Consider the following 13,936-nt stretch of genomic DNA (forward strand, 5'->3'; position numbering starts at 1 on the left):
GTTTTAACATCCTAATAATCGAGAAAAATGAAATTAGATATTATAAAAAATCAGTGGCTTGATATCGTATTCGAAGGTCGTAATAAGATATATGGTGCATATGAGTTAAGAAAATCGAATCGAAGTACTACTATAAAAGCACTTATCATAGGTTCGGTTATTTTTAGCTTTGCTGTTGCAGCTCCTCTTATCGCTAGTTTTTTACCTGATTCTACGGAAGAAGAAGTAAATAACGATATTAAGATTGCTACAGTAAAATTACCTCCGAAAAAAGAGGAAATTAAGCCAAACCAACCACCACCACCACCGCCACCACCAAAAGTGGATCAGGTGAAGTTTGTGAAACCGGTTGTGGCTAAAGCAAATGAAGTTACTGAGGATCCACCAAAAATTGAAGAACTTAAAGATAAAAAAGTAGGTTCTGAAACTATCAAAGGAGATCCAAATGCAGTACTTACTGTAGATGAGCCAGTTGGAACAGGACCTGTTTCTCAAGTGGTAGAAGAAGATAACAACGTATATAATACGGCTGGTATCGAAGTAAAACCGGATTTCCCAGGAGGAATTGAAAAATTCTACAAATTCGTAGGAAACAATTACAAGACTCCGGAAGAAGAAGGTTTAAAAGGTAAAGTTTATGTTACTTTTGTAGTTGAAAAAGACGGTTCATTAACCGACATTAAAGTTTTAAGGGATATCGGTTACGGTACAGGAGCTGAAGCAATTCGTGTTCTTAAAAAATGTCCAAAATGGACTCCCGGCGAGCAAAATGGTAAAAAAGTCAGAGTACTTTACTCTCTTCCTATTACTATTCAATCTGCAGAATAATGTTAAAAGATATGCTTAATAATATTCAGAAGAAATCGCTCAAAGAGCGATTTCTTCTTGTTTTAGGAATACTCTTTTTTTAATATATCTTGTGCTGGGTTTAATGATTATGTTCTGGGAAAAACTTCCATTAGATATGGAACCTAAGTATAGATATGCTTTTGGTGGTTTACTGATTGTTTATTCAGCAATCCGTTTTTTAAGGTTAATTAATTCAAATGCAGAATAATTATGTTGAAATATGGTAAAATTTTCGGTTTAGTAGTTTTTGTCTTTTTGTTTGCCATGTGTAACCAAAAAAGCAAAAACGAATCGAAAGAAACAATTTTAAAAGGATCAATTGATATTGTTACTGATGAAACGATAAAACCAATTGTAGATGATCAAGTCGCTGTTTTTGAAGGAACCTACTATGATGCTAAAATTACAGTAAAACCTAAGTCAGAAGGTGAGCTTATAAATGATTTGTTAAGTCAGAAAGCTAAAGTAGCAGTGACGGCTCGTAATTTGACTAAAGAGGAATTGCAAAAATTTGAAAAGAGTAAAATTAATCCAAGAGTAACTCCTTTCGCAATTGATGCAATTGCTTTAATTTCAAACAAAAGCAATAATGATACATTAATTGCGTTGAAGTCAGTAATAGATTTTATGCAAGGTAAATCAGATGCAAGAATTAAAGGGTTAGTTTTTGATAATCCAAATTCAAGTACCGTACGTTATATGAAGGATTTGGCAAAGGTTAAAGAAATTCCGGTAAATGGTGTTTTTTCTTTCAAAACAAATGATGAAGTTATTAAGTTTGTTTCAGAAAATGACGGAATGATTGGTGTTGTTGGCGTAAATTGGTTATCACAGCCTTCTCCAAATATGGTTGACATTGTAAAGAAAATTAATGTTTTGAGCGTAAAAGGATTAAAAGATAATAATTATTATAATCCAACACAAAATGATCTTGCTGAATTAAAATATCCTTTGGCACGTGATTTGTTTATTATAAATTGTCAGGGATATTCTGGATTAGGAATGGGGTTTGCTTCATTCATCGCCGGAGATATTGGACAACGTATAGTTTTAAAATCTGGATTGCTCCCTGTTAGAACTCCCGGAAGAAAACTACAAATTAGAAGTCAAATTATAAACGATAAAGAATAAATTAATTACAATAAAGATGAATAAATTTAAAATTTTTAGTCTTGCCTTAGTTGCTTCAGCTTCTGTAGTAAAAGCGCAAGATATCAAAGAAGCTAAAAAAGCAATCGATGCAGAGCAATTTCAAAAAGCAAAATCATTGCTGAAATCAATTATTAAAGCAAAACCATCTGATGGAGAAGCTAATTTTGTTTTAGGTAATGTTTATTTAAATCAATCTATTATTGATTCTGCTAAAATTTATTACTTAAATGGATTAGAAGCATCTGAAAAGAAACACTTAAACTATATAGGTTTAGCTCAAATTGATCTTGATAATAAAAACACTGCTTCAGCTACTGCTAATTTTGGATTAGCAACAAAAGACATAAAACGTAAAGATGTAGATGAATTTATTTACATCGGTAAAGCATACATGAATTCAGTAAATCCTGATTATACAAATGCTGTTGCCTCTTTGAAAAAAGCTTTGGCTATTGAACCACAAAATGCTCAGGCGCTTTTAGCAATTGGTGATGCATATTATGGAGCAAATAATCAAAATGATGCTTACAAAGCATATCGTGATGCTTTTACTGCAGATCCAACACTTTTGAGAGCTAAAATGCAATTAGGAGTTTTATTAAAAGGAGCAAAATCTTATGAGGAAGCTATTAAATCTTTCAATGAAGTTATTGCTTTAAATGCTAATTATGGACCAGTTTACAGAGAATTAGCTGAAACATATTACAAATGGGCAAGAAATAAACCATCGACTTCTACTGCTAACTTACAAAAAGCAATTACGAATTACGAGAAGTATTTAAGCCTTACAGATTATTCTTTAGATTCAAAAATGCGTCATGCAGATTTCCTGATCTTAGTTAAAGATTATAAAAATCTTGAAGTTGTTGCAAACAAAATGATTGCAGAAGATAAAGTTAATCCGAGAATCTTTAGATATTTAGGATATGCTGCTTACGAAAATGGAAATTATGATGTAGCTATTAAATCTATTGAAGATTATATCAAAGTACCAACAAATAAAATAATCGGAAGAGATTATTTGTATTTAGGTTACGCAAAGATTAAAAAAGGAACTAATGCCGAAGGTGTTGTTGATCCTGCAGTTTTTAATGCTGGTTTAGCCGAAATTAAAAAAGGAGTTGCTATGGATCCTCTAGCTGTTGAAGAACTAGGTGATTTTGGAAAAGAATTATTTGGTAAAAAACAATTTGCTCAGGCTGCTGCTCTTTATGAATTGAGTTCTGCTAATACAGAATCAAAAAATTACTTAACTGATAACGTGTATTATGGAATCTCTCTTTATTACGCAAATGTTAATAAAACGGCTACTGCTCCTGAAGTTGTTGCTGATTTAGGTAAAGCTGATGCTGCTTTTGACAGAGTTTTGGTTGCTTCTCCTACTTATGATGAAGCTTACTTATACAAGGGTAGAATCAATAACTTGTTAGAGAAAGATGATCAAATTATCAAAAACTACGAAGAGTATATTACTAAAATAACTGCAAAAGGTGCTGAAGAATTAGCGAAACCTGCGACAGTTAAGAAAATTGTAGAAGCTTACAATAGCATTGGTGCTAGTTATGCTAATACAGATAAAGCTAAAGCGGTTGAATATTTCAATAAAACTTTAGTTTTAGATCCTGCTAATACTTACGCTCAACAATCTGTGAAAGCTTTAAAATAATTATAGTTTTCTAATTAAATACAAAACCGATAGCTCGCAAGACTATCGGTTTTTTTGTTCCGTATTTAATTGACTATCTTTGCACTTTAAAATAAAATAATGTTATCAAAAGAAATACAATTAGAAGTAAATAAAGGAGCGATGTTGCCTTTGATGGAAGAATTTTATACCATTCAGGGCGAAGGTTTTCATACAGGAACAGCTGCTTACTTTATACGAATTGGAGGTTGTGACGTAGGTTGCCATTGGTGTGACGTAAAGGAAAGTTGGAATGCAGAATTACATCCGCCAACAAGTGTTGATTTAATTGTAAAGAACGCTGCAACTTATGCTGATACAGTTGTAATAACAGGAGGAGAACCATTAACATGGGATATGACTTTATTAACTCAGGAATTAAAAAATAAAAATTTAAAAGTTCATATAGAAACCTCAGGCGCTTATCCGCTTACAGGATTTTGGGATTGGATTTGCCTTTCTCCTAAAAAAAACAAATTACCAACCCAAACAGTTTATGACAATGCGCACGAGTTAAAAGTGATTATTTATAATAAACACGATTTTATCTTTGCAGAAGAACAAGCTGAACTTGTAAATGATGGTGCAATTTTATTTCTTCAGCCTGAGTGGAGTAAAAAAGAAGAAATGACGCCTTTAATTGTTGATTATGTAATGAACAACCCAAAATGGAGAGTTTCATTACAAACACATAAATATTTAAATATTCCATAAACGACTTAAACAAAAAAACTCTTCATGTGAAGAGTTTTTTTGTTTTAAGTAAATAGTATACAACAATGTATAAAAATGTATAGAAAGGATACAATGTTTTATTTCCAGTTTTTATATTTTTTTAACGAAGTAATATGCGCTAGATGATGATTTCCATGCCAGGCATACAGACCAATAATTTCTTTTATCTTATATTCTGAGTTATTTTCCGGATGAATAAATGATTTTTCAAGTTCAGTTTTGGATAAACTTTTCATTAAAAATGCCAGCCGCGCATGTAAACCTTCCAACAAAGTTAAACTTGACTCTATTGGCATAAGTAAATTATCTGGCAAAGCCGACCAAAGATTCTCGTCATATGGTTTTATAACCGGATTATTTTCTGTTAATGTCCATTTTATTCGAATAAAACAATTCATATGGCTTTCGGTACAATGATGGATTACTTGGCGAACTGTCCATCCACCAGGACGGTATGGAGTATTAAGCTGATCATTATTTAAATTTCCTGTTTCTTTTTTCAGCCTTTCTGGAAAAGATTCAATTTCTTCAATCTTGGCTAATATGTAATCTGATGAATACGTTTTAGGAGCAATGAATTTTCCAATCGGGTATTTTAATTTTTCTAAATCTAAATTTTCCATGAATTCGAGTATGATTTAAATTGAAAGTCTGGCCAAATAATCATAATGTTCTCCTTCTAAAACAAGTTCACATTTTAATCCATTTGCAATAGCAGCATTTTGAAGTGTGTTATAATCTAAGTACAACCAATTAAAAGGCTCTTCTTTTTCTCCTTTATAAGAAATATTAAAAACAAGTTCACCATAATAATCATTATTTGATGGAATCCACTTTCCGCCGTCTTCATCTTCGTCAAACATATATATTATATCAGAACTATCTAATAAAATTTGTCCGCTTTCATTTAAAAGTGATTTTAGTTTCGATAAGTATTTATTGCAATTGTCTAATTTTCCAAAAATGCCAACACCATTCATCAATAATATAATAGTATCGAATTTTTCTCCCTCAAAATCTAAAATATTCTGAACTTTGGCATTTTTCACACCTCTAAGTTTACAGGTTTCTATTGCTTTTTCAGAAATATCTATAGAAGTAACCTCTAGATTTCGATCATTTTGTAAGGACAAGCTATGGCTTCCGGCTCCGCAACCTACATCAAGTGTTTTTCCAGTTGTTAATTGTAGTGCCTTTTGCTCAATTTTTGGCATTTCATTATAAGAACGGAATAAATAATCTACACTCATTTCATCTTCTTCAGAAATTGTAGTTTCGGTAATAATATCTTCAGGCGAATTATTGGTCTGAAAATCAAACATCGCTTTTCCAAAAAGATCTTTCATGGTAATTTAGTTCAAAGTTTAAGGTTTCAAGTTTAAAGTTGTTTAATTTTGCACATCAACTTTAAATAGTAAACTTGAAACAGATTTTAAATAACTTAAATAAGTTAGCCAAAGATAAGCATATCGAAAACAAAAAGTATTTTGATAAGCTAAAAAAGAAACAACCTAAAAATTTAGATTATGTTATGCAGGATTTGCATGATGCCGAATTTAAAAAGACAGATTGTTTACAATGCGCCAATTGTTGTAAAACAACCGGGCCATTATTTACTTTGGCTGACATTGAAAGAATTTCAAAATCTTTTAGACAAAAACCACAGCAATTTATTGATCAATATCTTCGAATAGATGAAGATAAAGATTATGTTTTAAAAAGTGTGCCCTGTACTTTTCTTGATAATGAAAACTATTGTATGATTTATGATGTTCGGCCGAAAGCGTGTAGAGAATTTCCTCATACTGACAGAAAAAGTTTCATCAAATTGCAGATCTTACATTGAAAAATGTTGCAATTTGTCCAGCAGCATATAATATTGTTGAAGAAATGAAAAAGAAACTACCACTTTAATAATTTAAATATTTTGTAATTGTTTTTAGTTACAATTCGTTTTTGTTTTTTTAAATGTATTTTTGAATAAGATAAACTTAACCAACTTAATAAATCAATAAGACCCTTATAAATTGAATCTGGAATATTTTATAGCAAAAAGACTCATTACTGCCAAAGATTACAAAAGCAGTATTTCGGCCCCGATCATCAAAATTGCCATTTCGGCTATTGCCATTGGCATTATAATGATGTTGGTTTCAGTTGCAACCGGAATTGGATTACAACAAAAAATACGCGAAAAAGTTTCAGCTTTCAATGGTCAAATTATTATTTCGAATTACGATAATAATAATTCAGATGTAACATTGGTTCCAATTTCTAAAAAACAAGATTTTTATCCCAATTTTAAGTCAGTTCCAGAGGTAAGTCATATTCAGGCAATCGCAAGTAAAGCGGGAATAATTAGAACTGAAAATTCATTTGAAGGAATTATTTTCAAAGGAGTAGGAGGAGATTATGACTGGAATAATATAAAAGAATATTTAGTAGAAGGTAAATTACCGGATTTTTCTAAAAACTTAAACGAAGAAGTAATTATTTCCAAATTTCTGGCAAATCGCTTAGACTTAAAAGTTGGAGATAATTTTAATACCTTTTTTATTAAAGAAGAACAAGGCAAGATGCCCAATAGCCGTCGATTCAAAATTACGGGTATTTTTAATTCAGGATTCCAGGATTTCGATGCAACTTATATAATAGGAGATATTCGCCATATACAACGAATCAATAAATGGAATCCGGATCAGGTTGGCGCTTTTGAAGTTTTTGTAAAAGATTTTAAGAATATTAAAACAACCGGTGATCAAATTTACGAGCAGACATCTTCAAGTTTAGATACAAAAACTATAGTCGAAAAATACAGTTATATATTCGATTGGTTACAGCTCTTCGATTTCAATATCATCGTTATTTTGGCGGTTATGATTTTAGTAGCCACTATAAACATGGTTGTAGCTTTATTGGTTCTTATTTTAGAACGCACACAAATGATTGGAATTCTAAAAGCATTAGGAGCTAATAATTGGACAGTTCGCAAAATATTTTTGTATAATGCTTTCTATCTCATTATACGAGGACTCTTTTGGGGGAATGTAATAGGTATTTCTATATTACTCATTCAGCAGCAATTTGGGATTGTTCAGTTAAATCCCGAAAATTATTATGTCAACCAGGCGCCGGTTTATATAAATTGGGGGTATGTGATTTTATTGAATCTGTTGACTATTACAATTTGCTTTCTGGTATTGCTGATTCCTTCCTATATCATAACCAAGATTTCTCCAGTTAAAGCTATTCGATTCGATTAGTATAATTAAGAATTCACATTTACAATCCGGCAAGTTTTTAATAACTGTCGGATTTGTTTTTTATATAAGTAGAATATTGCGCTACTATAATATATAAGAGTAGTTTTGTCATGCTTATCGAAGTTGAAGTTCTTTTATTGGATTAGTATTAATAAGGAGCTGTTTCCCGCTGTTCCTTCCAATCTTTTGTGGTGAACCCCACCACAAAAGGATTTTCCTTCCCATCGGGGCTAGGGGAGTTGTTTTCAGGAGAACTGTTACTTATATAAGGAGAAAGCAGGGAAAAAAGACTTTGTGTCTTAATGTCTTTGTTGCAAAAAGCCAAAAAAGGCATCCAAAAGGATAAAAATCCCGGAAACGAAGCAGAAAGCAAATGTTGTAGAGTTCTCAGAAAAGAATGTATTAGTATGTAAAGTCCATAAAAACGCTAGTTCAGGAAACAAAAGAATTGAGATAAACACAAACACTACAGAAAATTCCTAGAAACGATAAAAAATATCAAATCGTAAGTTTTGCGTTATCAGAGTGTTAAGAAAAACTTTTGCAAAAGATTAAAATTATATAAAAAAAGGCTTGTAAATGTAAATAAAGGTGCTACTTTTGCACCCGCAACAGCGACAGACGTTCTAAGAAATACTGACAAGCATACGGATTTTGGAAAGAAAATTTTTTTCAAAAAAAGATTCAAAAAAGCTTGTGAGATTTAAAAACAGAAGTTACATTTGCACCCCGCAAAACACGGAAAGTTCATTGACAGATTGGCAGGTAAGATGAGGAAAAAGGAAATTAAAATTTCTTTAAAAAAACTTCAAAAAACATTTGCCAGTTAGAAATAAGTTTTCTACTTTTGCACCCGCTTTGAAACACAAGCGAAACAAAATTGAAACACGTTCGTAGACATATTGAATTGACAGCCGTTTTGAGAGAGATTTCAAAACAAAAGAATAAGAGTAATGGAATCGAGAGATTTGAAAAGAACCGATAGAGAATCGTCGCATAATAATTAGTCTTGATTTAATTAAGACAAACAATATACGATGAAGAGTTTGATCCTGGCTCAGGATGAACGCTAGCGGCAGGCTTAACACATGCAAGTCGAGGGGTATGGTTCTTCGGAACCAGAGACCGGCGCACGGGTGCGTAACGCGTATGCAATCTACCTTTTACAGAGGGATAGCCCAGAGAAATTTGGATTAATACCTCATAGTATAGCAGCTTCGCATGAAGCCACTATTAAAGTCACAACGGTAAAAGATGAGCATGCGTCCCATTAGCTAGTTGGTAAGGTAACGGCTTACCAAGGCTACGATGGGTAGGGGTCCTGAGAGGGAGATCCCCCACACTGGTACTGAGACACGGACCAGACTCCTACGGGAGGCAGCAGTGAGGAATATTGGACAATGGGCGCAAGCCTGATCCAGCCATGCCGCGTGCAGGATGACGGTCCTATGGATTGTAAACTGCTTTTATACGAGAAGAAACACTCCTTCGTGAAGGAGCTTGACGGTATCGTAAGAATAAGGATCGGCTAACTCCGTGCCAGCAGCCGCGGTAATACGGAGGATCCAAGCGTTATCCGGAATCATTGGGTTTAAAGGGTCCGTAGGCGGTTTGGTAAGTCAGTGGTGAAAGCCCATCGCTCAACGGTGGAACGGCCATTGATACTGCCAGACTTGAATTATTAGGAAGTAACTAGAATATGTAGTGTAGCGGTGAAATGCTTAGAGATTACATGGAATACCAATTGCGAAGGCAGGTTACTACTAATTGATTGACGCTGATGGACGAAAGCGTGGGTAGCGAACAGGATTAGATACCCTGGTAGTCCACGCCGTAAACGATGGATACTAGCTGTTGGGAGCAATCTCAGTGGCTAAGCGAAAGTGATAAGTATCCCACCTGGGGAGTACGTTCGCAAGAATGAAACTCAAAGGAATTGACGGGGGCCCGCACAAGCGGTGGAGCATGTGGTTTAATTCGATGATACGCGAGGAACCTTACCAAGGCTTAAATGTAGATTGACCGGTTTGGAAACAGATCTTTCGCAAGACAATTTACAAGGTGCTGCATGGTTGTCGTCAGCTCGTGCCGTGAGGTGTCAGGTTAAGTCCTATAACGAGCGCAACCCCTGTTGTTAGTTGCCAGCGAGTCATGTCGGGAACTCTAACAAGACTGCCAGTGCAAACTGTGAGGAAGGTGGGGATGACGTCAAATCATCACGGCCCTTACGCCTTGGGCTACACACGTGCTACAATGGCCGGTACAGAGAGCAGCCACTGGGCGACCAGGAGCGAATCTATAAAACCGGTCACAGTTCGGATCGGAGTCTGCAACTCGACTCCGTGAAGCTGGAATCGCTAGTAATCGGATATCAGCCATGATCCGGTGAATACGTTCCCGGGCCTTGTACACACCGCCCGTCAAGCCATGGAAGCTGGGGGTGCCTGAAGTCGGTGACCGCAAGGAGCTGCCTAGGGTAAAACTGGTAACTAGGGCTAAGTCGTAACAAGGTAGCCGTACCGGAAGGTGCGGCTGGAACACCTCCTTTCTAGAGCCCCAATTGTTAGCAGTAATGCACGATGGGGAAAAAAGATGATAATTTAGAAGGTTCTGAATCACGAAGTTCAATTACTCTTGCTGTTAGTTCAAATAATAAATTTTAAGTAAAACAGAGTCTCGTAGCTCAGCTGGTTAGAGTACTACACTGATAATGTAGGGGTCGGCAGTTCGAGTCTGCCCGGGACTACTATTTAACTTAAAAAAAGGAAATTTTAGAAGTTGAGCATTTATGAGTATTCATAACTCATAATTCATAACTCATCATTTAAAAATGGGGGATTAGCTCAGCTGGCTAGAGCGCCTGCCTTGCACGCAGGAGGTCAACGGTTCGACTCCGTTATTCTCCACTGATTGTCTGTAAAGATAGGCAATAAAAGTTCATTGACATATTGAGATAAGAAAATAATAAAAAGTAGAAAGCGTTTTTTGTTATAGTAGCAATACAAATAACAAAAGACAAAAAAAAACGGTCTTAATTAATTTTAAGATTGGTACAATAAGCAAAATAAGGGCGTATGGGGGATGCCTTGGCTCTCAGAGGCGATGAAAGGCGTGATAAGCTGCGAAAAGCTGCGGGGACGGGCACACACCGATTGATCCGCAGATACCTGAATGGGGCAACCCACTATGTTGAAGACATAGTACACCGATAGGTGGGCAAACCCGCTGAACTGAAACATCTAAGTAGGCGGAGGAGAAGAAAACAAAAGTGATTCCGTAAGTAGTGGCGAGCGAACGCGGATTAGCCCAAACCAGTGCTGTTACGGCAGTGCTGGGGTTGTAGGACCACGACATTTTATGCACAAGGAACCGGAAGTTGCTGGAAAGTGACGCCATAGAGGGTGATAGCCCCGTATGGGTAACAAGTGTAATAGATAGTGGTATCCTGAGTAGGGCGGGGCACGTGAAACCCTGTCTGAATTTGGCGGGACCATCCGCTAAGGCTAAATACTCCTGAGAGACCGATAGTGAACCAGTACCGTGAGGGAAAGGTGAAAAGAACCGTGAATAACGGAGTGAAATAGATCCTGAAACCATACGCTTACAAGCGGTCGGAGCCCTTTCGTGGGGTGACGGCGTGCCTTTTGCATAATGAGCCTACGAGTTAACGTTGCTGGCAAGGTTAAGTGGTTAAGCCACGGATCCGTAGCGAAAGCGAGTCTGAATAGGGCGCTTTAGTCAGTAGTGTTAGACGCGAAACCGTGTGATCTACCCATGGGCAGGATGAAGCGCTGGTAACACAGTGTGGAGGTCCGAACCGGTTGACGTTGAAAAGTCTTCGGATGACCTGTGGGTAGGGGTGAAAGGCCAATCAAACTCGGAAATAGCTCGTACTCCCCGAAATGCATTTAGGTGCAGCGCTGAATTAAGTTATATAGAGGTAGAGCTACTGATTGGATGCGGGGGCTTCACCGCCTACCAATTCCTGACAAACTCCGAATGCTATATAATGTTTCTCAGCAGTGAGGGCTTGGGTGCTAAGGTCCAAGTCCGAGAGGGAAAGAACCCAGACCATCAGCTAAGGTCCCCAAATATACACTAAGTTGAAAGAACGAGGTTTGTCTGCCCAGACAGCTAGGATGTTGGCTTGGAAGCAGCCATTCATTTAAAGAGTGCGTAACAGCTCACTAGTCGAGCGGACGAGCATGGATAATAATCGGGCATAAGTGTATTACCGAAGCTATGGATTTAGAGTTTACTCTAAGTGGTAGGGGAGCATTCCAGCAGGGTTGAAGGTGTATCGTAAGGTATGCTGGACTGGCTGGAAAAGAAAATGTAGGCATAAGTAACGATAATGCGGGCGAGAAACCCGCACACCGAAAAACTAAGGTTTCCACAGCTATGCTAATCAGCTGTGGGTTAGTCTGGTCCTAAGGCGAACCCGAAAGGGACAGTCGATGGCCAACGGGTTAATATTCCCGTACTACTAATTACTGTGATGGGGTGACGGAGTGATGAAAGCGCCGCGAACTGACGGAATAGTTCGTTGAAGTACCTACCTATAAGATCTGCAGGCAAATCCACAGATCTTGGGGAAATACGATAGTACTCGGAGTCTTCGGACAAAGAGATAGTGCGCCTAAGGGCTTCCAAGAAAAACCTCTAAACTTCAGGTAATTAGTACCAGTACCGTAAACCGACACAGGTAGTTGAGGAGAGAATCCTAAGGTGCTCGAGAGATTCATGGCTAAGGAATTAGGCAAAATAGACCTGTAACTTCGGGAGAAAGGTCGCCAGCGCAAGCTGGCCGCAGTGAAGAGGTCCAGGCGACTGTTTATCAAAAACACAGGGCTCTGCAAAATCGTAAGATGAAGTATAGGGCCTGACACCTGCCCGGTGCTGGAAGGTTAAGAGGAGATGTTATCTTCGGAGAAGCATTGAATTGAAGCCCCAGTAAACGGCGGCCGTAACTATAACGGTCCTAAGGTAGCGAAATTCCTTGTCGGGTAAGTTCCGACCTGCACGAATGGTGTAACGATCTGGACACTGTCTCAGCCATGAGCTCGGTGAAATTGTAGTAACGGTGAAGATGCCGTTTACCCGCAGTGGGACGAAAAGACCCTGTGCACCTTTACTATAGCTTAGTATTGACCTTGGATAAATGATGTGTAGGATAGGTTGGAGACTGTGAAGTGGCGTCGCCAGGCGTTGTGGAGTCATTGTTGAAATACAACCCTTTGTTTATCTGAGGCCTAACCCCGTTTTGCGGGGGACATTGCTTGGTGGGTAGTTTGACTGGGGTGGTCGCCTCCAAAAGAGTAACGGAGGCTTCTAAAGGTTCCCTCAGTACGCTTGGTAACCGTGCGTAGAGTGCAATGGCATAAGGGAGCTTGACTGAGAGACATACAGGTCGATCAGGTACGAAAGTAGAGCATAGTGATCCGGTGGTTCCGCATGGAAGGGCCATCGCTCAAAGGATAAAAGGTACGCCGGGGATAACAGGCTGATCTCCCCCAAGAGCTCATATCGACGGGGGGTTTGGCACCTCGATGTCGGCTCGTCACATCCTGGGGCTGGAGAAGGTCCCAAGGGTTGGGCTGTTCGCCCATTAAAGTGGCACGCGAGCTGGGTTCAGAACGTCGTGAGACAGTTCGGTCTCTATCTACTGTGGGCGTTAGAAATTTGAGTGGATCTGATTCTAGTACGAGAGGACCGAATTGGACAAACCTCTAGTGTATCTGTTGTCCCGCCAGGGGCACCGCAGAGTAGCTACGTTTGGAAGGGATAAGCGCTGAAAGCATATAAGCGCGAAACCCACCACAAGATGAGATTTCTTTTAAGGATCGTGGAAGATGACCACGTTGATAGGCTATAGATGTAAAGGCAGTAATGTCATAGTCGAGTAGTACTAATAATCCGTAAGCTTATGTACACCCTTTTCTCCCGACTACGGTCGGGAGAAGAAACTTTCTAAAAAACACTTTTTTCTTTATCTCAGTATGTTAAGATATTGTTTAATTGATAATTAACAATTTATAATTGATAATTAATAATTAAAAGTTACCTCAAGTAACAACGACCTTAAGGTGGTTATTGCGGCGGGGCTCACCTCTTCCCATCCCGAACAGAGTAGTTAAGCCCGCCTGCGCAGATGGTACTGCAGTTATGTGGGAGAGTATGTCGTCGCCTTTCTTTGAAGAATCCTCATCATTTATTTGATGGGGATTTTTTTGTGTTTATACATTTTTTGGTT

Annotated in this window: 7 protein-coding genes, 2 tRNA genes, 3 rRNA genes and 2 pseudogenes; 12 read left to right on the forward strand and 2 right to left on the reverse strand. The window is 37.6% G+C overall.

All coding sequences use genetic code 11. From position 1 onward, the window contains the following. Window positions 1-27: 27 nt before the first annotated feature. The 5 genes and pseudogenes from ACZZZT_RS05345 to ACZZZT_RS05365 all read left to right on the forward strand — a co-directional run bounded on the left by ACZZZT_RS05345 (window position 28) and on the right by ACZZZT_RS05365 (window position 4,399). On the forward strand, window positions 28-828 hold the full coding sequence (locus ACZZZT_RS05345) for an energy transducer TonB (protein ID WP_463459661.1): 801 nt from the start codon (window positions 28-30) through the stop codon (window positions 826-828). Next, window positions 828-1,057 (forward strand): annotated as a pseudogene (locus ACZZZT_RS05350) (hypothetical protein). The gene ACZZZT_RS05345 and the pseudogene ACZZZT_RS05350 overlap by 1 nt, the downstream one beginning before the upstream one ends. A gap of 2 nt (window positions 1,058-1,059) precedes the next feature. Continuing rightward, window positions 1,060-1,980, forward strand: a complete 921-nt coding sequence (locus tag ACZZZT_RS05355) for a PstS family phosphate ABC transporter substrate-binding protein (protein WP_463459662.1) — start codon at window positions 1,060-1,062, stop codon at window positions 1,978-1,980. Window positions 1,981-1,996: 16 nt separating this feature from the next. Next, window positions 1,997-3,667 (forward strand): tetratricopeptide repeat protein, encoded by a 1,671-nt coding sequence (locus ACZZZT_RS05360; protein WP_463459663.1) that lies wholly within the window; start codon window positions 1,997-1,999, stop codon window positions 3,665-3,667. 99 nt (window positions 3,668-3,766) lie between these two features. Beyond that, window positions 3,767-4,399 (forward strand): 7-carboxy-7-deazaguanine synthase QueE, encoded by a 633-nt coding sequence (locus ACZZZT_RS05365; protein ID WP_042563696.1) that lies wholly within the window; start codon window positions 3,767-3,769, stop codon window positions 4,397-4,399. 98 nt (window positions 4,400-4,497) lie between these two features. Here ACZZZT_RS05365 and ACZZZT_RS05370 read toward each other — a convergent pair whose 3' ends face one another. Together ACZZZT_RS05370 and ACZZZT_RS05375 are read right to left on the reverse strand one after the other, a co-directional pair. Continuing rightward, a complete protein-coding gene (locus tag ACZZZT_RS05370; protein ID WP_463459664.1) occupies window positions 4,498-5,043 on the reverse strand; it encodes a YfiT family bacillithiol transferase in 546 nt (181 codons plus the stop codon). A 15-nt stretch (window positions 5,044-5,058) separates the two neighbouring features. Further along, window positions 5,059-5,766 carry a class I SAM-dependent methyltransferase gene (locus tag ACZZZT_RS05375; RefSeq protein ID WP_463459665.1) on the reverse strand — a complete coding sequence of 236 codons (708 nt, stop codon included), beginning with the start codon at window positions 5,764-5,766 and terminating at the stop codon, window positions 5,059-5,061. 74 nt (window positions 5,767-5,840) lie between these two features. Between ACZZZT_RS05375 and ACZZZT_RS05380 the strand changes: the two are divergent. From ACZZZT_RS05380 to rrf, 7 genes and pseudogenes are all read left to right on the forward strand, one after another. Beyond that, a pseudogene (locus tag ACZZZT_RS05380) lies at window positions 5,841-6,334 on the forward strand (YkgJ family cysteine cluster protein). 113 nt (window positions 6,335-6,447) lie between these two features. Then, complete coding sequence (locus tag ACZZZT_RS05385) at window positions 6,448-7,683, forward strand: ABC transporter permease (RefSeq protein ID WP_042563699.1); 1,236 nt, start codon at window positions 6,448-6,450, stop codon at window positions 7,681-7,683. Window positions 7,684-8,717: 1,034 nt separating this feature from the next. Then, window positions 8,718-10,231: ribosomal RNA gene (locus ACZZZT_RS05390) — 16S ribosomal RNA — on the forward strand. 124 nt (window positions 10,232-10,355) lie between these two features. Then, a tRNA-Ile gene (locus tag ACZZZT_RS05395) sits at window positions 10,356-10,429 on the forward strand. A gap of 86 nt (window positions 10,430-10,515) precedes the next feature. Beyond that, window positions 10,516-10,589: transfer RNA gene (locus ACZZZT_RS05400), tRNA-Ala, on the forward strand. A gap of 147 nt (window positions 10,590-10,736) precedes the next feature. Continuing rightward, window positions 10,737-13,615: ribosomal RNA gene (locus ACZZZT_RS05405) — 23S ribosomal RNA — on the forward strand. Between the two features lie 150 nt (window positions 13,616-13,765). Continuing rightward, window positions 13,766-13,875, forward strand: a 5S ribosomal RNA gene (gene rrf / locus ACZZZT_RS05410). The 16S, 23S and 5S rRNA genes sit together here with 2 tRNA genes alongside, the layout of an rRNA operon. Window positions 13,876-13,936 lie beyond the last annotated feature (61 nt).

The sequence above is a fragment of the Flavobacterium sp. AC274 genome (assembly GCF_979258275.1).